The sequence below is a fragment of the Methylotenera mobilis 13 genome, from assembly GCF_000384255.1.
Classification (GTDB): Bacteria; Pseudomonadota; Gammaproteobacteria; order Burkholderiales; family Methylophilaceae; genus Methylotenera; species Methylotenera mobilis_B.
Map to the genome: position 1 here is coordinate 1,833,651 of NZ_KB913035.1, position 22,641 is coordinate 1,856,291.

Below are 22,641 nucleotides of genomic sequence, written 5' to 3' on the forward strand. Positions count from 1 at the left end.
GGCTAGCGCGAAGTAGTATCGAACTAATCATTACTAATAACGATACCAGGTAGCCCAATCTCTTTGATCTTCACCAGTGCATTCATCGCATCCTGGCGAGATGTAAACTTACCAGCCTTGAGGCGAAGTCCATCACCCTTAGGGGTCGTCGCTTTTTCGGTAGTGGTTGCAAAACCTGCCTGCTTAAGTTGATCTTGCAAGCGTTTTACATTCGCAGCATCAGAATACACCCCCACCTGAACTGTAAAACTACCTTCAGACTTTGTTGGCACTTTAGCTTCAACAGCTTTAACAACAGCAGTGACTTCGGTCGGTATTTTTTCAACAGGTTTAATGGTTTTGACAGGTTCCGCCTTCTTGACCTCGTCTTTTGGCACAGCCACTGGCTTTGGAATATCTACTGGCTCGGCTTTGGTTTCAGTGACTTTCGCTAAAGACTTTCTGCGCTCAGCCTCCTTTGCTTCTGCTGCTTTTAGCGCTGCAATACTTTCCGCACTTGGTGTATCAACGGACTCAACCTCAGTTGCATATTCAGCCTGAGCCGCGGGCAGCTCATGCTCTGAAGGCACTGGCATTTGTTGATCATTTTGCACATAAGCTTGCTCGTGCTTCACCTCAGGCATTGTAATTTTAATAGAATCTGGCTTTGTCTGCCCTGAACGGTCTTGAAGTATCTGCGGCAAAATAATTAGCATTAAAAGCACAAGCGCAATGGCACCGACTAAGCGCCTACGTGCCCTCTTTTTAAGTATTAATGCTTGATCCACTGGCAAATCTACAGACATTACTGCTTCCTTAAGGATGTGTTGACATGTTCATTTAAATATTGCATCACACCAGACACAGTAAAAAACGAACCGAACGCTACAATTTTATCATTTTCATTCGGTTCTATACAGCTTTCTCTATCGAGATAGGCTTGATAATATGCATCACCCAAATTATTAAAAACTTTTACTGGCGCGTTAGGAGCTGCTTTGTTAATGGCCTCTAACAATACAGCAACGCTCGCACCTCTACTATGCTCAATAGGAGCAACGTACCATGCGTTAACCTCCCCCTTCAATGCATCAACCACACCCTTAATATCTTTATCTGCCAGCATAGAAAAAACTGAAAAAACACGAGGATTCTGATTGGAATGGCTAATAGCTGTTACGCTGTTTTCCTTTAGCACTTTCAGATTTTCTGCTAAAGCTATTGCTGCATGTGGGTTGTGTGCAACATCTAAAATCAACCAAGGAAAGCGGGAGTCGGTATAGAATCTTCCAACCAGCTTAATTTCTTGCATTGCTTTTGCAATCGCCACCTCTGACACAGGCAACGCTGACTGCAACGCTATTACCGCAGTAACTGCACACGCTGCATTATTTAACTGATAACGCCCCTTTAAAGCAGGAATAGGCAAATGGTGTATTCGTTGCTGGTTGCTTAGGTAATACCAACCAGTTTTAGTTAGCTCGTATCCAAATTCATGCTGTATGCATTTGAAATCAGCATTCACTTTTTTAGCATATGCATTTAAGGATTCAGGAGGATCATTATCACCGCATATTGCTGGAATTGCAGGTCTATAAACACCAGCTTTTTCATAAGCAATTAACTCTCTTGTGTGCCCCAAAATATCTTGATGATCTAAATCTATGTTGGTGACAATCGTACAGTCAGGTTCAAAGGCATTCACAGCATCCAATCTGCCACCAAGCCCTATTTCCAAAATCGCGACATCAACCCCAGTTTGAACAAAATGCCAAACAGCTGCCAATGTGCCTATTTCAAAATACGTGAGTGATATTGCATCAGCGTTATGTGAACCACCTTGTCGTGCCTCTTCAACTGCAGCAAATGCAGCGCATAAGGACTCATCACTGGCGTCTTGTCCATTGATGTTAACTCGCTCGTTATAACGTAAAATATGTGGCGATGTATAGCAGCCTACGCGATAACCAGCATGCTTGTAAATTTGTGACAACATCGTGCAGGTTGAGCCCTTACCGTTAGTACCTGCTACCGTAATAATCTTAAACGCTGGCCTTAACCCTAACCGGTCAATCACTACTTTAACTCGACCCAATCCCATTTCAATGGCATTTGGATGTAATTGCTCAATATATTTTAACCAAGTTAACAAGTCTCTAGGTGGCGCTTCATGCTTCAAGCTGTTAGACATGCAAAAAACCTTTATGCATTAATAGTCCACCCCAAGAATTAATCACTAAGTTTAAAATTTAACTAATCTCAAATATTAAGCCACTGCTGGCAAACGCATTAAATTAGCTAATAATGAGGCCAATCGGTTACGCATTTCACGGCGATCAATAATCAAATCAATTGCTCCATGTTCTAATAAAAACTCTGCGCGCTGGAATCCATCCGGCAAAGTCTCACGTACGGTTTGCTCAATCACACGAGGTCCTGCGAAGCCAATCAAAGCTTGAGGCTCTGCCACAATCACATCACCTAACATTGCAAAGCTAGCAGACACCCCGCCCATCGTTGGGTCCGTCAACACAGAAATGTATGGCAAACCAGCTTTGCTTAATTGTGTTAACGCAGCACTGGTTTTTGCCATTTGCATGAGCGATAACAAACCCTCTTGCATACGTGCACCACCACTGGCAGAAATACAGATAAATGCCATTTTGTTGTCAATCGCAGTTTGTACGCCACGCGCAAAACGCTCACCCACAACAGAGCCCATTGAACCACCCATGAATTTGAACTCAAATACCGCAACCACTGCAGGCACTGACTTGATACTGCCTTGCATCACAATCAAGGCGTCTTTTTCATTAACGGCTTTTTGTGACTCTTTAATACGCTCAGCATAGCTTTTGCTATCTTTAAACTTTAATGGGTCAATTGGTTGAACATTTGCACCAATCTCAAATTGTCCTTCCACATCTAGCAACTGTGCCAAACGTGCACGTGCACCTATACGATTATGGTAGCCACATTTTGGACAGACTTCTGCATTATCTTCTAAATCTTTACGATAGAGCACAGACTGGCAAGATGAACACTTACTCCATAGTCCTTCTGGCACTGTTTTCTTATCAGCACCAACAACACGTTGAATTTTTTGCGGTAATTTATTTAACCAACCCATTGCATATCCTTTTTAACAAATTACGCAGCGTCAACTGCGGTTTTTAATTCTTTCATCAATGCAGCGACATTCTCTAATAAATTATCATCATTAGAAGCTTCAATCTCCTGCACCATACGGCTACCTACAACAACCGCATCAGCAATCGCTGCTGTTGCCTTTGCTGTAGCTGCATCCCGTATACCAAAACCTACACCAACAGGTAGATTTGTTTGCTGACGGATAGAAGCTACGCGTGCAGAAACTTCTACAATATCTAAATTCGCAGCACCAGTAACTCCTTTAAGTGACACATAGTATACAAAGCCACTTGCCTGATTAACAATTAACTCAACACGCTTTGGTTCGGTGGTTGGTGACAACAAGAACACAGGATCGATATCACGTGCGCGTAACTCTTTAACAAACTCACCGCACTCTTCTGGCGGATAATCCACAGTAATGACACCATCAACATCTGCAGCTTTTGCTCTGTCAGCAAACACTGTCGGCCCAATCGCTTCAATCGGATTAGCATATCCCATTAATACAATCGGCGTTGTTTGATTGGTTTGACGAAACTCTTTTACCATATCCAACACTGCCGTTAACCCAACCTTATGTACCAAAGCGCGCTCACTAGCACGCTGAATGACTGGGCCATCGGCCATCGGATCTGAAAATGGCACGCCAAGCTCAATCATGTCTGCGCCATTTTTAACTAAAGTGTGCATTAGATTAACAGTATGCTTGGGATGCGGATCACCTGCCGTAATATAAGGGATCAAGGCTGTTTTACCTTGCTGTTTTAAAGTAGCAAAAGTTGTTTGAATTCGTGACATAGGTAGCTTATTGTTGTACTAGTTAATTTATCTAAAGCGAAGTTTTAATCAATTCACGCATGCTGCACAAAAATCATGATTAAGCTGTATTGTTTAAATAGAACTTAATCATGATGGATGTGAAGGTATCTGACTGAAAAAGCTATCACCTTAACGTTAAGGTTTATAAAGTAATATTTGCAAGCTTAGCAACAGTGTTGATATCTTTATCCCCACGGCCAGATAAGTTGACCAACACAATTTGGTCTTTACTCATGGTTTTAGCCATTTTCTGTGCATGCGCAAGCGCATGACTAGATTCCAATGCTGGGATAATACCTTCTGTTCGACATAAATTATGGAATGCAGACATTGCCTCGTCATCAGTGATCGCTACATATTCTGCACGCTTAATGTCTTTCAGCCAAGCATGTTCTGGTCCTACTCCGGGGTAATCTAAACCGGCTGAAACGGAGTGCGTCTCAATAATCTGCCCATCTGCATCTTGCATCAAGTATGTACGGTTACCATGTAAAACACCAACCGGACTATTCGCAGTAAGCGGCGCGGCATGCATTCCTGTCTCAATCCCATGTCCAGCAGCTTCTACACCAATTAATCTAACATTAGGCACGTCAATATAAGGATAAAATATACCCATCGCATTTGAGCCACCACCAACACAGGCAACAACAGCATCTGGCTGACGTCCAGCCATTTCCATCATTTGCTCTTTTGCTTCTACGCCAATCACTGCTTGAAAATCTCGTACCATCATTGGATATGGATGAGGGCCTGCAACGGTGCCAATGATATAAAAAGTATTATGAACGTTAGTCACCCAATCACGCATCGCTTCATTGAGTGCATCTTTAAGTGTTTTAGATCCACTTTCAACAGGCACAACTGTAGCACCTAAGAGTTTCATCCTGAATACATTAGGTGCCTGACGCTTAACGTCTTCACTACCCATATATACCACACACTCTAATCCCAAACGAGCGGCAATAGTAGCTGTAGCAACGCCATGTTGCCCTGCGCCAGTCTCAGCAATTACTCTAGGTTTGCCCATGCGCTTAGCTAGTAAAGCCTGACCAATTGTATTATTGATTTTGTGCGCACCAGTGTGGTTTAAATCCTCACGCTTCAAGAAGATTTGAGCACCACCAATTTGATCAGATAATCGTTTTGCATGGTAAATCGGGCTTGGACGGCCAACAAAGTGCTTTAAATCATACGCGTATTCAGCTAAGAACTCAGGATCATGACGGTACTTTTCGTACATCACACGCAGTTCATCAAGTGCCTCAACCAATGTTTCCGCGACAAACGTTCCACCGAACTGTCCAAAATGCCCACGTGCATCTGGCATATCATAAAGCTGCATATTTAATCTCCACTTAAACTCACCGCACTCTGTTTAAATTACAAATAGGTTTCAATTACAAATAGACTTGTTGCATAAATGCAGCAATTTTTGCCGCATCTTTAATTCCTTTTGACAATTCCACACCACCACTTACATCAACAGCATAAGGCTTGACTTGTTGAATGGCTGAACCAACATTCTCCGCTGTTAACCCGCCAGCTAAAACGACAGGCTTATTCAAATCCGAAGGGATTAAACCCCAATCAAATGTATGCCCTGTTCCTCCAGCAACACCTTCGGTATAGGTATCTAACAACAATGCTCTGGATGCAGAATAATCTTTCGCACATTGTACCAAATTTGTGTCTGACTTAACGCGAATTGCCTTCATAAAAGGTAAGCCATAGCTTGAGCATTCTTCAGGTGCTTCATCTCCATGAAACTGAAGTAAGTCTAACGCAACATTCGAAATTACATCACGAACGAAACGCTCTTCCGCATTTACAAACAAGCCAACGATACTGATAAACGCCGGGATTTGACTAACAATTTTAATAGCCTGCTCGACAGACACTGCTCGAGGGCTTGGCTCATAAAAAACCAAACCTATCGCATCGGCACCGTTTTCGACAGCTACCAAGGCATCTTCTACCCTCGTAATTCCACAGATCTTAACTCTGACTCTCAAATCCATATCCTTTAACACGCGTAACAAAAGTCACTGAACATTAACCACTGCTAATAGAGACGGTGCCATTGTAACGCTAAACTAATATTTTCAAGCCCGGCTGAGTGCTTTTTGGCAATCCCCACCTCTCGTCATACCCAACATCTGTTAAATACAAACCGCTTGGAGAAAAAGTTGGTGGCGATAATGTACGATCCTTATTTTGCAATAGCACTTGCATATAACTGGGTGGGTATTTACCTTTTCCAATATAAATTAACGCGCCAACCATATTACGTACCTGATGCTGTAAAAATGCATTTGCTGAAAAATTGAACAGGAAGTATTGCCCAGCATTTAGAACATCTGCTTTAGATAAGGTTCTAACAGCTGTTTTTGCCTGACATTCAGATGCACGAAAAGCAGTAAAGTCATGCTCGCCAACCAAATACGTGGCAGCTTCTCGCATTGCTGCATAATCTAAAGGCAAATGAAACCAACCTGCTTTACTAGCCATTACCGCTGAAGCTACTGGTGCGTTGTATAGCAAATACTGATAACTCCTACTGAGTGCAGAAAATCTTGCATGGAAGTCTTCACCCACTTCATGCGCCCATTCTACTCGCACAGTTTCAGGCAAATGCGCATTAACTCCACGCACCCACGCAGATAATGGGCGATTTGCATCAGTTTCAAAATGTACAACTTGACCTAACCCATGAACACCCGTATCCGTTCGGCCTGCCGCATGTATTCTAACCTGATGTTGCGCAACCCTTTGAATCGCAGCTTCTAATGCATCTTGCACTCCACAAGCTGACGGCTGACTCTGCCATCCGCAAAACAGCGAACCATCATAAGTTACCCCTAAAGCAACTTTCACAAAAACCTCATCGCAATCATTACTCCTAGAACAAACAACATAAGCACCATCACAACTTTATCTATTGAGTTGAAGTGTTTCTTTTCAAAATACACAATATCAACCATTGGTATTGCTTCTAGCTCACTATGAATATCATTAAAATGCCTAAAACTAAAATTTGCCTTACCACTAACCGCAACTTCATCAACATAATTAAGTGTCAGTAATAAGCGAACTGAAAACCTCTCAACATCAAGACCAACGTACTTTAGCGGCTGTAGTAATATATACAACGCCAACATCAACTCATCTTTCTTTGTAGTGACTAGTAATATATTTAATGCCGCTAACGCAATTAGCAACCTAGATATTTGTAACAGAGCAAGATGCAACCCCTCAAAACTTGGCGCAACACTGACTGGAAAATGAGGAACCAACTCTCCCGGAGTGCCGAATGCATAGATCAAGAAAATTGAAAAGAAAAACCAGCGCGCTCGTCTTAATGTGGTCCAAAAAACCTTGAACTGCATTTTAACTGCCGCGATAAAAAGTATCAGCAGTATTGCTATTAGCAATTGAGAATCAGCAATCCCAGCAGCGATTAATATTAATAAAAACATTAACATCTTAACAAAAGGATGCATATTTAATAAATCCATCGTAAACAAATCATTGGTAGCAACGTATACTTTTAGAGTAACTAAACCTAAATAGCGGTAAAGAACAAAAAGGCCGAGCATTAAGCTCGGCCTTTTTGTGTAAACTAACCCTATAAACCTGCTAACAACTGCTCAGCTTTTAATTTCTGCTGTGGCCCACCCTCTTTTAGCACTTCCTCAAGTAGCTCGCGTGCACCCTCTTTGTCGTCCATATCGATATACGCAGCCACCAAGTCCAGCTTAATATCAACATCTTGATTTTCTGAACTAACAGCTTCAGAAGCTATAGGTGAATCAAGACCACTATCGTCAGCATCTTCAAGCAATGATTGCGTATCATCATCACCTAAATCTAAACTTATGGCAGAAAAGTCAAACTCATTGCTAGCAACATCGCTGACAGCGTCTTTAGTATCGATTGGCGCTGTGTCTGCTTCATCTAATGAAAAATCAAAGTTCACACTTTCATTTGAAGATTGCAAATTTACATTATCAATCTCTGGATGATCAATGAGCGGCAGACTACCATCAAAGCTGGTACCCTCAATTTTATCTGATGGAACATCAAATGATATTTCCATGGGAGTGTCTGGAATTTCAAAAGCCACTGGTTCTGAATCTGAAGTAGAGAAGTCTATTGCAGAATTATCCGCAATACTAAACTCTTCATTGAATGCTATCGGAGTACTACCCTCAGATTCGCTTGAAAACTCAATATTAGGTGCCGTATCAAGAAACGATGGCACTTCAAAAGAATCAGCACCACTTGCTATTGCCTCAGTCTCGGGATTAACAGGCGTTGCTTCAACCAACTCAGCATCAGAAGCGAATGTAAACTCTAAGGTATTATCTTCAACTGTTGCAGTTGACTCATCAGTCGCAGCACTATCAGCGAGCACCACTTCCTCAGCTTGTTTATCGTCTATCTCCGCTGAGGGAACATCTGGCACACCCAAATCAAACTCAAGCCCTTCGTCAACAGCCTGAGCTGAGCTAAAGCTTTCCATCACGACCGAACTTGGGCTAACCTCAGTTGTAGTCTCGCCAGCAAATAGCGCCGGCTTAACTTCTTCAGTAATTTGGAACTCATTCTTTGGTTCAGATGAAGTGTTAGGCTCATCATCTAAAGAGAAATCTAAACTAACGTCGTCTTGGTGTGATAACACCGCACTCGCTACTGCGCCAGCCTGAACAGCCATTACTGATGGCGCTGAGGCAGGAAGACTAGAGATATCATAAAGCGGATTTTCAGGCTCTAACTTTTGACCCATTTCCGCAACTTTTGCCCATGTAGGATCATCCGCACCTAAAGTAGTATACAACTCTCCCGCAACTGCCTCAAATGCAGAGACATCTTTACGGCCAGCATACATTTCCAAGAGTTTCAGATGTAACTCATACCGCTTTGGTTCTTTAACGATAGCATCTTTAAGTATTTCTTCAGCTTGAGCATCACGTCCATAAGCCATATAAACTTCAGCTTCAGCGATTGGATCAACATCATTGGTGTCTATCATGCTGCCATCTGCACTCTGTGCAAAATCAGTCAGGAACGATGTATCTGAGGTGCTTGAGTTACCAGTGGTATTACCAAATACAGTATTTGCACGTAAGCCACCTGAGGTAAGAATACCACGCTCAAAGCTATCTAACTCTTTTCTACGCTTATTACGTAAAAACAACCAGCCAGCAGCTAACACTACTAAGGCAGATGTGCCGCCTAGCAATTTAATATCAAGACCTGACAGAAGGCTTTCAATGAAAGATGGCTCTTGAACAGGCTCAGGTGGAGGAACTTTGGCTGCTTGTTTTTTTGGCTGAGCCTTGACCTCAGGTTTTGTTTCAGCAGGCTTCTCCACTGCCGGCTTTTCAGCAACAGGCTCAGAATTTACTTCTGCGTTTTTCTGCAACTCAGTCATGGTCTGATTTTTCAGCGCCAACAACTTTTGCATATCCTCAATTTGTTTTTCTAATGCTGCAGCACGAGACAAGGACTCCTTAAGCGCGTTCTCACGTGCAGTCGCTTCTTCCTGTAATGCGATAATTTTTGCATCAGCTTCTGCAGTGCCTGATTTTTGGCTAGTAACGGCATTCTTTTCGCCTGCGGAAAGTTTTACAACATCCTGGACGCCTGGCTTAACAGCAGCAGACTTATCTTCTGCTGAAGCAATTTTCCCTGATGCTGATTGCTTAGGCTCACTCTCCTCCGAGGCTAACGCAGTTTTTACATTACCTGCAAGAGCGTTGCGGTAAGCGTTCCAGTTGGATGCATGCACTTTAAGTGCTTGTTTTGCCTGGTTAGGATCAATTGCAGTTAATGCTTCAGTAGAAGGCGCTTTAATAATTTGCCCAACTTTAAGTTGGTTCATATTATTATTAGCAAAAGCTGACTTGTTGTTTTCAAACAATCCCACCAACATTTGGTCAAGACTTACACCATCAACCTGCATTTTTTGCGCTATTGCAGCTAATGTATCTCCACGTTTAGTGGTAAGTTCATCTACGTCAACTTCTTTTTGCGCCAAGTCTTCAGGCTTAGCCGTACTAATTTTTTTCTTTGAAGTTTTGCTTGTATTTGGCGTTAAAGTCTTCTGTGTATTAGAGTCAGCGAGTACACCTGAGGTAGCGCTTGGCTTGATAATTGGCACAAAATCAGAAGCAGCATTAGCCGCCTGCTTGTACTCAGGAGGATCGAGTAAAACCGTATACTCACGTAACAAACGTCCAGATGCCCAGTCTACTTGAATCAACATATCCAAATATGGATCATTGATTGGCGTACTAGAACGAATTCTTAGAATTGGGGCGCCAGTGTCACTTTTAGCGAGGTCAACCTTGATATTATTATGAACGCCAAGGCGGGTAATCCCTTGCACATTATATGCCTCTTCCGAAGCAATCGCAGCTGTCAAGGTGGATAGCTCTTCTGGAGTAACAGAGAGAAGCTCAACGTCTACTTTTAATGGCTCACCCAACCCTGAATTAACATTTAGTTTCCCTAAGCCTGCTGTGTAGCCAACCATTGGCATAAATGCCATGCAGACCGCTAACGAAATTTGCTTTATTTTTGATTTACGCACATCGCTACCTTTAAACGTACTAAATATTTGCAATATGAAAATAACATCAAATAGTTAGGTATGCAAGCTCATAATGCACATTATATTTAGCCATTATCTGGCAGCGGCATTTAATACGATGTTTTTATCATCCAGATTTCTCTGGATTAATTTATTTTTCTATTAGAATCCGCAACATACGACGTAACGGCTCTGCCGCACCCCATAGCAGCTGGTCACCCACTGTAAACGCTGACAAGTAGTCGTTACCCATATTAAGCTTACGCAACCTACCCACTGGGGTGATTAACGTGCCTGTCACGGCGGCTGGCGTTAACTCACGCATGCTCACTTCACGCTCATTGGGAATCACTTTTGCCCATTGATTGGCCTCAGCCAACATTTGGCTGATTTCATCTACTGGCACATCTTTTTTAAGCTTAATTGTTAAAGCTTGGCTATGACAACGCATTGCGCCGATACGCACACACAGACCATCAATCAGCACAGGGTTAGCTTCACGACCTAGAATCTTATTAGTTTCAACGCCGCCTTTCCACTCTTCTTTACTTTGGCCGTTGCCTAAGTCTTTATCAATCCAAGGAATAAGGCTTCCCGCCAAAGGCACGCCAAACTGTGCAGTAGGGAATCGTTCATCACGCAATGTACCAGCCACTTCTCTGTCAATATCTAAGATTGCAGATGCAGGATCTTTCAGGAAATCGCTTGCTACACGGTGCGCCTCACCCATTTGATTAAGCAGTTCACGCATATTCTGTGCACCTGCACCAGAAGCTGCCTGATAGGTCATTGATGTTGCCCACTCGACCAAATCAGCTTTGAACAAGCCATTTAAAGCCATTAGCATTAGCGACACTGTACAGTTACCACCCACCCAGTTTTTATTGCCATGAGCATAAGCGTCTTTTATCACATGCATATTGACTGGATCTAGCACAATCACAGCATCACTCTCCATACGCAATGTTGAGGCCGCATCAATCCAGTGTCCGCTCCAGCCAGCTGCACGTAATTTAGGGAAAATATCAGTGGTATAGTCGCCACCTTGGCAAGACACAATAGCATCCATCGCCTTAAGCGCATTAACGTCTTTAGCATCTAGCAATGCTGGCGTTTCTTTGCCAACATTTGGCCCTTTACCGCCAACTTGAGAGGTTGTGAAAAATTGCGGCTCAATGAGTGCAAAGTCATTTTCTTCTAACATACGTTGCATCAGAACAGAACCAACCATGCCACGCCAGCCTACAAAACCTACTTTAAGCATTTTATTTTCCACTTTTAATAATTAACGATTGCTGATATATATCCAGCAGGGTATCAATAAAAACTCTACCTACACTAACGCCAAGCTAGCAAAGATTAAACTCAAACTCGCCTAGTGAGATTAGAGTGCCGCAACTACCGCATCGCCCATTGCACGACAGCCAACTTTAGTTGAACCTTCTGTCCAGATGTCAGCTGTTCTGTAGCCTTGCGCAAGCGCTTTTTTGACTGCATTTTCTACTCGCTGTGCATTTGCCTCATCGTTAAATGTATAACGTAGCATCATCGCAACTGAAAGAATTGTTGCTAATGGATTTGCAATATCTTTACCTGCAATATCTGGCGCTGAACCATGGCTCGGCTCATACATACCTTTATTATTCTCATCTAAAGAGGCTGAAGGCAACATACCGATTGATCCTGTAAGCATAGATGCTTCGTCAGACAAGATGTCACCAAAAATATTGCCTGTTACCATCACATCAAACTGCTTAGGTGCACGAATTAACTGCATGGCTGCATTATCTACATACATATGGCTCAATTCGACCTCAGGATAGTCAGCCGATAACTCAATCATGACTTGACGCCATAACTCAGTTGCTTCTAGCACGTTAGCCTTATCCACAGAGCACACTTTTTTATTACGCTTCATCGCAATATCAAAAGCCACACGCCCAATACGACGAATCTCAGATTCGTTATAGCGCATTGTATTTACGCCCTCACGCTCGCCATTCTCTAATTTAGAAATACCTCGTGGTTGACCAAAGTAAATGTCACCAGTTAACTCACGAACAATCATGATGTCTAACCCTGAAACCACTTCTGGCTTCAATGTAGATGCAGAAGCTAGCTCTGGGTACAACAATGCGGGACGCAAGTTGGCAAACAAGTTAAGTTCTTTACGAATACGTAATAAACCACGTTCAGGGCGCAAGTGACGCTCAAGTTTATCGTACTTCCAGTCACCAACTGCGCCTAATAAAACAGCATCAGACTCCTTAGCCAACTTCAATGTTGCATCTGGCAAAGGATCGCCTGAAGCTTCATAACCGGCACCGCCAATTGGTGCCTCAGTCATGCTAATGCCCAAATTAAGCGCATTTAAAACTTTAACGGCTTGTGCAACGATTTCTGGACCAATACCATCACCTGGCAATACTGCAATTTTCATGAAATGACTTTCTTAAACTTTTAATTAACTTAACTAAATTTGAATGTGAAAAAGAGCGATGTTTCTGAGCTTTTTTCAACGAAACTTCAATGACTACAATTAGTAATGGCTTTAGTTAAATAGCCATGGCTGTGCTTGTTGGTGCTTAAGCTCAAACGCCTTAATTTTATCCTGTTGTTGCATTGTTAAACCGATATCATCTAATCCGTTTAACAAGCAATGCTTACGGAAAGCATCTACTTCAAATGGATGAACTTCACCTGCAGGCGTTGTAATCGTTTGCGCACTTAAATCAATATTAAGTTTATAGCCCTCAGTCACGCTCACTTGATTAAACAACCCATCCACAACATCTGCTTTTAAGACAATAGGCAACATGCCATTTTTGAAGCAATTGTTAAAGAAAATATCGGCAAAGCTAGGTGCAATAATCACCTTGAAGCCGTAATCTTCCAACGCCCATGGCGCATGCTCTCTGCTAGAGCCGCATCCAAAGTTCTCACGTGTAAGCAATACACTAGCGCCTTGATAGCGCGACTGATTTAACACAAAATCAGGGTTTATCGGACGCTTGCTATTATCCATACCTGGCTCACCTTGGTCTAAATAACGCCACTCATCAAATGCGTTTGGACCGAAGCCACTACGTTTGATTGATTTTAAAAACTGCTTAGGAATAATAGCGTCCGTATCCACATTAGCGCGGTCCAACGGTGCTACCAATCCATTCAATTGCGTAAAAGCTTGCATGTTATTTTCTTAAGTATTAGTTAATAATCTAGTTTAAATCTTTGAGTGTTCCCAAAGGGCTACCTCAAGCTAGCTAGGTTGTATTTAGTTCGCTGACTTCTGGATGGCTTCGCCACCTTTTTCTAAGTCTTTACCAATACCAGCCACAGTATTACAAGCTGACAATGCGACCGCGATCATGATAAGAAACAAGAATTTTTTCATAAACCATCCCTTTATTAAAGTTAACTTAAATCTCTCACATCAACAAAGTGACCAGCAACAGCGGCGGCGGCAGCCATTTCAGGGCTAACTAAATGCGTACGCCCTCCCTGCCCTTGACGACCCTCAAAGTTACGATTACTTGTTGATGCACAGCGTTCACCGGAAGCCAAGCGGTCAGCATTCATTGCCAAGCACATTGAGCAACCTGGCTCACGCCATTCAAAACCAGCTTCTGTGAATATCTTATCCAAGCCCTCTTGTTCAGCTTGCGCCTTCACTAAACCAGAGCCCGGTACAACCAGTGCAAGTTTGACGTTAGGTGCAATATGCTTGCCTTTTGCAATAGCAGCCGCCGCACGTAAGTCTTCGATACGTGAGTTAGTACATGACCCAATAAATACTTTATCGATTTGAATATCACTAATGAGCGTATTGGGTGTTAAGCCCATGTAAGCATAAGCACGCTCCCAATCACCACGCTGCACTTCATTTTTAGCCATCTCCAAACTTGGCACTTTTCCATCAATACCCACCACCATCTCAGGGGATGTTCCCCAAGTCACTTGTGGCTGAATATCTTCAGCATTTAATGTAACGGTTGCATCAAAGGCTGCACCTTCATCGCTATGTAAAGTATTCCAGTAAGCGACAGCTGCTTCCCATTGATCCGCTTTTGGTGAAAATGGGCGGCCTTTTACATAGTTGATGGTCGTATCATCAACGGCAATAATCCCAGCACGTGCACCAGCTTCAATCGCCATATTGCATAAAGTCATACGGCCTTCCATGCTCATATTGCGTATCACAGAACCTGCAAACTCAATTGCATAGCCATTGCCGCCAGCAGTGCCTGTTTTACCGATAATAGCCAGTGCTACATCTTTAGCAGTAACACCTTTGCCTAGGATGCCATTGACAACCACTTGCATCGTTTTTGATTTCTTCTGCACCAAGCACTGCGTCGCCATGACATGCTCAACTTCTGACGTACCAATACCATGTGCCAATGCACCAAATGCACCGTGCGTACTTGTGTGAGAGTCACCGCAGACCACGGTCATACCTGGCAAGGTAGCACCCTGCTCAGGGCCAACCACATGCACAATCCCTTGGCGCGAGTCCATAAATGGAAAGTAAGCTTTTGCACCAAATTCACGGATATTGTCGCTTAAAGTTTCTATCTGTAAGCGAGCCACAGGGTCAGCAATGCCAGATAGCCCTTTATCCCAGCCATTCGTTGGTGTGTTATGGTCTGCCGTTGCCACGATAGATGAAATACGCCAAGGCTTACGCCCAGCTAAGCGCAGACCTTCAAAGGCTTGCGGACTTGTCACCTCGTGCACCAAATGACGGTCAATATAAATCAGCGCGGTGCCGTTTTCCTCGGTCACAACGTGGGAATCAAACAATTTGTCGTATAACGTTTTTGCCATATTTCTCTGCTTTTTAAGTGCGCTTAGTCAAATGCCACGCTTACTTAATCCCTAAAATTACCAAACTGCAACGGAAAATCCGTTACATTCTTTTTTACAAATGCTATTGCATCTTGCAAGATATCTCGTTTAGCACCATTCACGCGAACAGTATCACCTTGAATACTCGCTTGCACCTTCATGCCTGAGTCTTTAATGAGCTTAGTAATTCGTTTAGCTAAATCAGTATCGATACCCGCGCGAATCTTCATCTCTTGTTTTACTTTGTTGCCAGATACTTTTTGGACATCTTTATGATCCAGACGTTTAGACGAGTCAGGCTCTTTCTTTTCCATTGCTGGTAACAAAATATCCTTCACCTGATCAAGCTGAAAGTCATTGTCGCCAAACAAAGTAATCACACTGTCTTTTTCATTGAGCTCAACCTTAGCTGAACTACCTTTAAAATCATAACGATTGGTAATTTGCTTACCAGCAGTATCAATCGCATTCTTCAAAGCGACCATGTCGACTTCTGAAGAAATATCAAATGAAGGCATACATCACCCCTATATTATTTACGAAGAAGATTATCGTCTAAACTAGACTGTTCAATACTTAACGAGGTAGCCAATTAAGTATTGAGCAGCCTAATTATCATTACTCAAAATGACAAACGTAATCTAGTGTTTCTAAAGTTTCGATATCAAATGACGAATTGCCTGGCACAGTAAACTTTTCACCTTCACTATATGTTTTCCATTCAGCTTCACCTTGCAAGCGCACTTTACAAACACCTGCATTAATTTCCATTAACTCAGGCGCTGCTGTGTTAAATGTAAGGGTACTTGGGAAAATAACACCAATCGTACTACGTGTTCCATTAGGGAGCATTACAGTATGGCTAACACACTTACCATCAAAGTAAATATTAGCTTTCTTTTTCACACTGACATTATCAAATTGTGCCATTTACTTTAGCTTTCAGAAAAAATCAAAACCCTATTATCGCAGAAAAGGTTTATCTAACCAATAAATGACGAGCAAATGCTAATGAAATTAGCTGTTCTAATAACTTAACCAAAAAATTTGACATCCTCCCCGCCCTAAAGAGCGGGGATTCCTACGGGTTCACGCGATGACTTGCGCATACCTTCGGCGGGTTCATGCTTCACAGTGCGGTCTTGTTGCACCGTCACTCCACACGCTAAGACGGCATGTCCTGCCGCTAATATATTGATTGCACCGACCAAATCGGCATTTTCTGCATAGCCGCATGCCACACATTCAAACTTGGCTTGTGTTTGGCGGTTTTCTTTGGCGACGTGTTTACAACACGGGCAGGTGCGGCTGGTGTTGCGCGGATTCACAGCTAACACCTGACCGCCTGCCCATGCTTGCTTGTATTCAAGCTGCCGCCTGAATTCAAACCAGCCTTGGTCTAGGATGGAACGATTCAAACCTGATTTCTGCTTAACGTTCCGTCCTTTAGTTTCAATCGTGCCTTTGGCACTCTTGCTCATATGACTAATCTGCAAATCTTCTATCACTATCATGGCGTGGTTTTGGCTGATGGTAGATGTCGTTTTGTGCAGGTAGTCTTTTCTGATATTTGCAATGGTGCTGTGGAGCCGGGTGATTTTGCCTTTCTGCTTTTTCCAATGACTACTGAATTTAACTTTGCGGCTTAACGCACGTTGATACCGCGCCAACCTTGTTTGTTTTTGTTTGAAGCTATTCACGGACTCAAACACTTGTCCATTGCTGAGTGTGGCAAAGCGGGCGATGCCTACGTCCACACCAACGATACTGGTTGCGGCGTGTTCTGGTTGTGCTACTTCTCGTTCGGTTTGTATGGACGCATACCACTTACCGCATTTTTGTGAAACGGTGATGTTTTTCGCTACGCCCAACATTTCACGGCTGTTGCGGTAACGTATCCAGCCTAGCTTGGGTAGAAAGAGACGGTTGTTGTGCTGCTCAATCTTGAAGCCTTGCGGGAATCGAAAACTGTCGCTTACGCCTTTCTTCTTGAACTTGGGAAACTCAGCGCGTCTGGCAAAGAAGTTTCTGAAACTAGATTCAAGGTTCTTGAGAGTTTGTTGCAGTGCTTGACTAGGTGCGTCTTTTAGCCAAGCTAGTTCACTTTTCCAAAGAGGCAATAGATTAGCAATTTTGGTATAGCCAAACTTGAAAGTATTGTCAGCCTGATATTGTTCGTTCTGCCATACCAAAGCCTTGTTATAGACCACACGACAACAGCCAGCATATTGACGCATGGCGCGGGATTGTTCACCATTTGGCATGAGTTCAAATTGGTAGGCTTGCAGGCGTTTCATCATTACAAGTTAGCATGGAATGTTTGGTTGTCAAATTTTTGCTTTTTTAAACCTAAACGTCTTCGCCGTTGCGCTTACATCCTCGCCCTGAAGGACGAGGTTTTACGCGCTAACCGATAAAGTATTCCATTTTGGTTGCACTGAAGAAAAAGATTATCGCCATTACGATTGTTCGTACCAGCTTTTGCTACTATTGACCACCTTGACCACCAACAACATGACGGGCACTTCTATTAGCACACCAACTACCGTTGCCAATGCTGCGCCAGAATTAAATCCGAATATGCCGATTGCTGCGGCTACCGCAAGCTCAAAAAAGTTACTTGCACCTATAAGTGCGGATGGACAAGCAACATTGTGCTTCTCTCCAACCTTCTTGTTGAGCCAATAAGCTAAGGCTGAGTTAAAGAAAACCTGAATTAAAATAGGAACAGCCAACAAGGCAATGACCAGAGGTTGTTTTAAAATAGCTTGTCCTTGGAAAGCAAATAACAAGACCAATGTAATCAAAAGTGCAGTAATTGACCATGGCCCAATTTTCTCCATCATTACATCAAAGTGCTTTTGCCCGCGCTTCAGTAGAGCTTTACGCCATAGTTGAGCTAGCATCACTGGAATAACGATGTAAAGCATTACTGATGTGACCAATGTGGCCCAAGGCACAGTGATGGAAGACATACCCAGCAATAAGGCTACAATTGGCGCAAACGCAAAAATCATAATGGTGTCATTCAACGCCACCTGTGACAACGTGAACAATGGGTCACCATTAGTGAGCCTACTCCAGACGAACACCATCGCAGTACAAGGTGCTGCAGCCAGCAGAATTAAACCAGCAATGTAGCTGTCGATCTGATCTGGAGGTAGCATCGGAGCAAACAAGTTTCGGATAAATAACCACCCAAGAAAAGCCATTGAAAACGGCTTTACAAACCAATTAACGAACAAAGTCACACCAATACCTTTGATATGCATTCTAACTTCATGCAACGCACCAAAATCGACTTTCACTAACATTGGAATAATCATCACCCAAATTAAAAAGCCCACAGGCAGGTTTACTTGCGCAAATTCCATGCCGCCTATCAATTGGAATAGATTGGGAGAAAGTTGACCTAACGCGATTCCTACGACAATACATACCCCAACCCAAAGCGTGAGATAACGTTCAAAAATACTCATGGGTGCTACTGATTGATTTGATTTCATGTTGATATATCTGTGATGAATTGAGAATAATGAGATTACTTCATTTAAATTAATACACTAAATTCGAAGTGCCAACTAACTACAGCAAGATGCAAAAAACTATCATGCATTTTTCACATTAGGCCGAGAACTCAATGACTGCTTATCAACCGCTGGCGAGCTCATGAAGTCGCTCCACACCAACAGGCTCATCCTGAAGCATCGGTACTAATGCGTAGCGTTTTGCAAGTTGTTTGGCCACAGTGTTAATTTCCACCAACTCATTTAGTGCTCTTTGATGTAATAAGGCAGAGGTTGTCTTTGTGGCAGCAATGCTATTATTAATTACCCATGCCCATGGCTCGATACCGGCACGACGTAGGTCCTCTTGCAAATTAGCAGCTTCTAATACGGGTGTCTTTTCTGCGAGTGTAACGATCAGTATTTTAGTTTGCTTTGGATCTTGTAACTGCATCATTGGTGTTGTGTAATGCAAATGAGCCTTATCCATTTGACGAGCTACCTCACGGTGATACGCACCTGTTGCATCGAGCAATAACAAGGTGTGACCAGTTGGTGCTGTATCCATGACAACAAACTTTTTACCCGCTTCACGAATAATCCTTGAGAATGCTTGAAATACTGCGATCTCCTCAGTACATGGAGAGCGCAAATCTTCTTCTAACAGCGCACGTCCATGCGCATCCAATTGCGCGCCTTTGCTATCCAGTACATTTTGACGGTAGCGCTCAGTTTCTTCATGTGGATCAATTCGGCTCACGGTTAAATTATCTAGGCTACCGCTCAACGTGCCTGATAAATGAGCAGCGGGGTCTGATGTAGTGAGATGTACAGGCAAACCGCGACTAGCCAACTCAACAGCAACGGCTGCAGCTATCGTGGTTTTACCAACACCACCTTTGCCCATCGTCATTACTAAGCCATGACCTTCTTTTGCAATCCCATCAACAAGCTGAGATAGGCTTTGCTTGCTTACTTCAACAAGCAAATCGCTCACCTCATGCACTTGATAAGGGCTATCTATTAAAAGCTGTCGCAAGGCATCTAACCCAACCAAATCAAACGCTTTGAGTGCCACTAAATCTCTCGGGAGTTGTTTTAATACTTCTGGAATTGCGTTGAGACTAGACTGTTCGCGCTGATAAATTGCAGCTGCTAACCTATCAGTTTCAGCCTCAATTTTTGGCAAAATGCCATTAATGACTAAGTATTGTTGTTTTAAACCAATACCTGCCAGTTCTTCATGGGTACGCGCAACCTCTCGCAATGTAGACTGCTGCGCTCGCGCAACGAGAATCAACCTAGTACGCTTACCATCGGCAAGTGCATCAACTGCGGCCTTGTATTGTTCGCGTTGTTTTTCTAGGCCAGATAAAGGTCCCAAACATGACGCATCCCCTTTGCCCTCTTCTAAAAAACCACTCCATGCACCAGGCAACTGCAGTAAACGAATCGTATGCCCAGTTGGTGCGGTATCAAATATGATGTGATCATAATCATCCGTCACAGGTGAGTCGATTAAAAGTGCCGTGAATTCATCAAAAGCTGCAATTTCTGTGGTGCATGCGCCAGAGAGCTGCTCTTCAATCCCTCTAACAACATCGTCAGGTAAAATACCACGCACTGGCCCAACAATACGATCACGATAAACCTGTGCGGCAGCTTGCGGATCAATTTCCAGCGCCGCCAAGTTAGGTACGGCTGGCACGGCTGTAATATGATTACCTATGCTAATGCCAAAAACCTGACCAACGTTTGATGCAGGATCAGTACTGACCAGTAAAACGTGCTTACCATTTTCCGCTAGTTGGATTGCCGTTGCGCAGGCAATGGAGGTTTTACCCACACCACCCTTACCAGTAAAGAAAAGAAAACGTGGTGGTTGATCAAGAAATTGCATGAACTATCCTCAGCTGAGCATCAAATAAGCTAACATTAAACTAACAGCATTTACCGCCACTACAGCAACTGGTAAGAGGTTGAATTTCAACTACCGACGTCAGCCCAGCCCAGCGCGCCAGTTCGGTACGGCTTGGGTAACGACCAGCCAACGCAAACTCACCATCCACTAAAATAAGTGGCAAAGCATCTTGACCAGAGCGCTCAAGGAAATCTCTCACCACTTTATTATTAGCAAAATCCATCGGCTGTTGAGCAAGATTAAAACGTTCAATTTGCGCGCCATTAGTTTTCGCCCAATCTGCATCGGCAGAAAAGCTAACTAAACTCTGATCTACTTCTGTCCCACATACGCCACTACTACAGCACATTGCAGGATCAAACACTTGTATTGATTTAGTCATCATAATTCCTTAAATAATAGTCGTTGCGATGTTATCCATTTCAGCTTTGAGTGCTATTTTATCGTTTTTTAGTGTCGTTAATGGCAGCGCCAAAAATGCCTCGATACGCGCACGCAAAATGCTATACGCCTTAACAAAAGCCGCATCAATTTCCTCATCCGTCCCAGTAACATGCGCTGGATCTTCCACCCCCCAATGCGTCCTTACCACAGGACCAAGATAAGCTGGACATGTTTCACCCGCTGCACTACCGCATACGGTAATCACAATATCTGGTGTTGTTGGTAGGTTTTCCCAAGACTTACTATGGTAGCCATCTGTTGCAATACCCTCACGCGCTAACAAAGCTAACGAGCGTGGATGCACATACCCAGTAGGCTTACTCCCTGCACTCATTGCGTGCCAACCACTTGGTGCCAAATGGTTAAAAGTGGCCTCACCTAATATAGAGCGACAAGAGTTACCTGTACATAAAAAGAGAACATTCATTGTTTACACCTTAGATTTATCGGTTGTTATTGAAGGCAGCACACTTGGCAAACAAACAGAAGTCATTCGCATTTCTGCACACTTCTCTGGGTGGCCTGCACAACACTCTTCAGTGAGATAAGCAATCACATCTAACATCAATGGGATATTGGCGCGATAACGCTGATAGCGCCCCTCCTGTTCAACTGACACCATATTGGCATAAGTCATCGCCTTAAGATGAAAAGACAAGTTGTTTGCAGGAATATTTAAAGTGGTTGCTATTTCACCTGCAACCATCCCGTTTAAACCTTGCTTAACCAAGAGTCTAAACACATCCAAACGCACACCAGATGATAAAGACTCGAAAATTGAAGTTGCTGTATTTTTATCCATAATGCAATATTACAACTATTGTTGAAATATTGCATTATATTTTTCAACACTGCTTTTAAGGCAACTTTAGAAGGTCGGATAAGTCGATGCTAAACAGAAAAAACCAAACGGTAGCAATAGTCGTAAAAAAAGCCTAGAAACGTTAATTAACTAGGCTTTTGATACTTTTTGATACTAGGCGAAACACTAAAATGGTGGAGCAGGCGGGAATCGAACCCGCGTCCGCAAGCCCTCCACAGACAGTTCTACATACTTAGCCTTGTTGTTTAATTTAACATGCAACACACCAACAGACAAGCAGTTTGCACGCGAGCTACCTTAAGGTTAATGAAGTGCTAAGTAACCCAACACAACACGTATCCCGTGTATATGACACTACGTATGGGTTACCCCAATCCACCCCACGGGAGAGATGGTGCAGCGTCCAGCCGGGATTAAGCGGCTAGAGAGTAAGTTTCGTCGTTTGCGACTATACTTTTTCTAGTTTATTTACGAGGTGACTAGTCCTCGGTATGCCCTGCACTGCTTTGCAACCCACGTCGAAACCTGGTCAGCCCCATAAGTCTGTGAC

The 22,641-nt window shown here is 43.2% G+C and carries 22 protein-coding genes and 1 other RNA gene; all 23 read right to left on the reverse strand.

From position 1 onward, the window contains the following. Window positions 1-23: 23 nt before the first annotated feature. Complete coding sequence (locus A391_RS0108715; protein ID WP_019898776.1) at window positions 24-785, reverse strand: SPOR domain-containing protein; 762 nt, start codon at window positions 783-785, stop codon at window positions 24-26. Continuing rightward, a complete protein-coding gene (folC, locus tag A391_RS0108720) occupies window positions 785-2,170 on the reverse strand; it encodes a bifunctional tetrahydrofolate synthase/dihydrofolate synthase (protein WP_019898778.1) in 1,386 nt (461 codons plus the stop codon). Before folC ends, A391_RS0108715 begins: the two co-directional genes overlap by 1 nt. Window positions 2,171-2,245: 75 nt before the next feature. Next, on the reverse strand, window positions 2,246-3,109 hold the full coding sequence (gene accD / locus A391_RS0108725) for an acetyl-CoA carboxylase, carboxyltransferase subunit beta (protein ID WP_019898780.1): 864 nt from the start codon (window positions 3,107-3,109) through the stop codon (window positions 2,246-2,248). 20 nt (window positions 3,110-3,129) lie between these two features. After that, window positions 3,130-3,930 (reverse strand): tryptophan synthase subunit alpha, encoded by an 801-nt coding sequence (gene trpA / locus A391_RS0108730; RefSeq protein ID WP_019898781.1) that lies wholly within the window; start codon window positions 3,928-3,930, stop codon window positions 3,130-3,132. A gap of 163 nt (window positions 3,931-4,093) precedes the next feature. Continuing rightward, on the reverse strand, window positions 4,094-5,296 hold the full coding sequence (trpB, locus tag A391_RS0108735) for a tryptophan synthase subunit beta (protein WP_019898782.1): 1,203 nt from the start codon (window positions 5,294-5,296) through the stop codon (window positions 4,094-4,096). Between the two features lie 55 nt (window positions 5,297-5,351). Beyond that, on the reverse strand, window positions 5,352-5,966 hold the full coding sequence (locus tag A391_RS0108740) for a phosphoribosylanthranilate isomerase (RefSeq protein ID WP_019898783.1): 615 nt from the start codon (window positions 5,964-5,966) through the stop codon (window positions 5,352-5,354). 76 nt (window positions 5,967-6,042) lie between these two features. Further along, the gene (gene truA / locus A391_RS0108745; RefSeq protein WP_019898784.1) at window positions 6,043-6,828 is read right to left on the reverse strand and encodes a tRNA pseudouridine(38-40) synthase TruA; all 786 of its coding nucleotides are present in this window, start codon (window positions 6,826-6,828) and stop codon (window positions 6,043-6,045) included. Continuing rightward, window positions 6,825-7,469 (reverse strand): energy-coupling factor transporter transmembrane protein EcfT, encoded by a 645-nt coding sequence (locus A391_RS0108750; RefSeq protein WP_232416166.1) that lies wholly within the window; start codon window positions 7,467-7,469, stop codon window positions 6,825-6,827. Before A391_RS0108750 ends, truA begins: the two co-directional genes overlap by 4 nt. Window positions 7,470-7,579: 110 nt before the next feature. Beyond that, window positions 7,580-10,549: a FimV/HubP family polar landmark protein gene (locus A391_RS0108755; RefSeq protein WP_029144090.1), complete on the reverse strand. Its 2,970-nt coding sequence runs from the start codon at window positions 10,547-10,549 to the stop codon at window positions 7,580-7,582. A gap of 151 nt (window positions 10,550-10,700) precedes the next feature. Further along, on the reverse strand, window positions 10,701-11,813 hold the full coding sequence (asd, locus tag A391_RS0108760) for an aspartate-semialdehyde dehydrogenase (RefSeq protein WP_019898787.1): 1,113 nt from the start codon (window positions 11,811-11,813) through the stop codon (window positions 10,701-10,703). A gap of 120 nt (window positions 11,814-11,933) precedes the next feature. Continuing rightward, window positions 11,934-12,989: a 3-isopropylmalate dehydrogenase gene (leuB, locus tag A391_RS0108765; RefSeq protein WP_019898788.1), complete on the reverse strand. Its 1,056-nt coding sequence runs from the start codon at window positions 12,987-12,989 to the stop codon at window positions 11,934-11,936. Between the two features lie 111 nt (window positions 12,990-13,100). Next, entirely contained in the window at window positions 13,101-13,739 is a 639-nt protein-coding gene (gene leuD / locus A391_RS0108770) for a 3-isopropylmalate dehydratase small subunit (protein ID WP_019898790.1), read from the reverse strand. Between the two features lie 84 nt (window positions 13,740-13,823). Continuing rightward, window positions 13,824-13,943 (reverse strand): entericidin A/B family lipoprotein, encoded by a 120-nt coding sequence (locus tag A391_RS0108775; protein WP_019898792.1) that lies wholly within the window; start codon window positions 13,941-13,943, stop codon window positions 13,824-13,826. 20 nt (window positions 13,944-13,963) lie between these two features. Then, a complete protein-coding gene (leuC, locus tag A391_RS0108780; RefSeq protein ID WP_019898794.1) occupies window positions 13,964-15,376 on the reverse strand; it encodes a 3-isopropylmalate dehydratase large subunit in 1,413 nt (470 codons plus the stop codon). 44 nt (window positions 15,377-15,420) lie between these two features. Next, window positions 15,421-15,915, reverse strand: a complete 495-nt coding sequence (locus tag A391_RS0108785) for a YajQ family cyclic di-GMP-binding protein (protein WP_019898795.1) — start codon at window positions 15,913-15,915, stop codon at window positions 15,421-15,423. 100 nt (window positions 15,916-16,015) lie between these two features. After that, window positions 16,016-16,327 carry a pyrimidine/purine nucleoside phosphorylase gene (locus A391_RS0108790; protein WP_019898796.1) on the reverse strand — a complete coding sequence of 104 codons (312 nt, stop codon included), beginning with the start codon at window positions 16,325-16,327 and terminating at the stop codon, window positions 16,016-16,018. Window positions 16,328-16,461: 134 nt separating this feature from the next. Beyond that, a complete protein-coding gene (locus A391_RS0108795) occupies window positions 16,462-17,697 on the reverse strand; it encodes an RNA-guided endonuclease InsQ/TnpB family protein (protein WP_019898798.1) in 1,236 nt (411 codons plus the stop codon). A 159-nt stretch (window positions 17,698-17,856) separates the two neighbouring features. Beyond that, complete coding sequence (gene arsB / locus A391_RS0108800; protein WP_029144092.1) at window positions 17,857-18,903, reverse strand: ACR3 family arsenite efflux transporter; 1,047 nt, start codon at window positions 18,901-18,903, stop codon at window positions 17,857-17,859. A gap of 145 nt (window positions 18,904-19,048) precedes the next feature. After that, on the reverse strand, window positions 19,049-20,803 hold the full coding sequence (gene arsA, locus A391_RS0108805; RefSeq protein WP_019898800.1) for an arsenical pump-driving ATPase: 1,755 nt from the start codon (window positions 20,801-20,803) through the stop codon (window positions 19,049-19,051). Window positions 20,804-20,843: 40 nt separating this feature from the next. After that, window positions 20,844-21,206, reverse strand: a complete 363-nt coding sequence (arsD, locus tag A391_RS0108810) for an arsenite efflux transporter metallochaperone ArsD (RefSeq protein WP_019898801.1) — start codon at window positions 21,204-21,206, stop codon at window positions 20,844-20,846. 9 nt (window positions 21,207-21,215) lie between these two features. Continuing rightward, window positions 21,216-21,695 (reverse strand): arsenate reductase ArsC, encoded by a 480-nt coding sequence (locus A391_RS0108815; RefSeq protein ID WP_019898802.1) that lies wholly within the window; start codon window positions 21,693-21,695, stop codon window positions 21,216-21,218. 3 nt (window positions 21,696-21,698) lie between these two features. Continuing rightward, window positions 21,699-22,070, reverse strand: coding sequence for an ArsR/SmtB family transcription factor (locus tag A391_RS0108820; protein WP_019898804.1), 372 nt, complete (start codon window positions 22,068-22,070; stop codon window positions 21,699-21,701). Window positions 22,071-22,262: 192 nt separating this feature from the next. Further along, window positions 22,263-22,628: a transfer-messenger RNA gene (ssrA, locus tag A391_RS14340) on the reverse strand. Between the last annotated feature and the right edge of the window lie 13 nt (window positions 22,629-22,641).

Coding starts and splice junctions, on each gene's coding strand:
- A391_RS0108790 (WP_019898796.1), bottom strand. CDS start 16,327: ATGGCACAATTTGATAATGTCAGTGTGAAAAAGAAAGCTAATATTTAC.
- trpB (WP_019898782.1), bottom strand. CDS start 5,296: ATGCAGCTTTATGATATGCCAGATGCACGTGGGCATTTTGGACAGTTC.
- A391_RS0108795 (WP_019898798.1), bottom strand. CDS start 17,697: ATGATGAAACGCCTGCAAGCCTACCAATTTGAACTCATGCCAAATGGT.
- leuB (WP_019898788.1), bottom strand. CDS start 12,989: ATGAAAATTGCAGTATTGCCAGGTGATGGTATTGGTCCAGAAATCGTT.
- asd (WP_019898787.1), bottom strand. CDS start 11,813: ATGCTTAAAGTAGGTTTTGTAGGCTGGCGTGGCATGGTTGGTTCTGTT.
- A391_RS0108785 (WP_019898795.1), bottom strand. CDS start 15,915: ATGCCTTCATTTGATATTTCTTCAGAAGTCGACATGGTCGCTTTGAAG.
- A391_RS0108815 (WP_019898802.1), bottom strand. CDS start 21,695: ATGAATGTTCTCTTTTTATGTACAGGTAACTCTTGTCGCTCTATATTA.
- A391_RS0108775 (WP_019898792.1), bottom strand. CDS start 13,943: ATGAAAAAATTCTTGTTTCTTATCATGATCGCGGTCGCATTGTCAGCT.
- trpA (WP_019898781.1), bottom strand. CDS start 3,930: ATGTCACGAATTCAAACAACTTTTGCTACTTTAAAACAGCAAGGTAAA.
- A391_RS0108750 (WP_232416166.1), bottom strand. CDS start 7,469: ATGGATTTATTAAATATGCATCCTTTTGTTAAGATGTTAATGTTTTTA.
- A391_RS0108820 (WP_019898804.1), bottom strand. CDS start 22,070: ATGGATAAAAATACAGCAACTTCAATTTTCGAGTCTTTATCATCTGGT.
- arsA (WP_019898800.1), bottom strand. CDS start 20,803: ATGCAATTTCTTGATCAACCACCACGTTTTCTTTTCTTTACTGGTAAG.
- arsB (WP_029144092.1), bottom strand. CDS start 18,903: ATGAAATCAAATCAATCAGTAGCACCCATGAGTATTTTTGAACGTTAT.
- accD (WP_019898780.1), bottom strand. CDS start 3,109: ATGGGTTGGTTAAATAAATTACCGCAAAAAATTCAACGTGTTGTTGGT.
- leuD (WP_019898790.1), bottom strand. CDS start 13,739: ATGCAAGCTTTTACGCAATTGAATGGATTGGTAGCACCGTTGGACCGC.
- arsD (WP_019898801.1), bottom strand. CDS start 21,206: ATGACTAAATCAATACAAGTGTTTGATCCTGCAATGTGCTGTAGTAGT.
- folC (WP_019898778.1), bottom strand. CDS start 2,170: ATGTCTAACAGCTTGAAGCATGAAGCGCCACCTAGAGACTTGTTAACT.
- leuC (WP_019898794.1), bottom strand. CDS start 15,376: ATGGCAAAAACGTTATACGACAAATTGTTTGATTCCCACGTTGTGACC.
- A391_RS0108715 (WP_019898776.1), bottom strand. CDS start 785: ATGTCTGTAGATTTGCCAGTGGATCAAGCATTAATACTTAAAAAGAGG.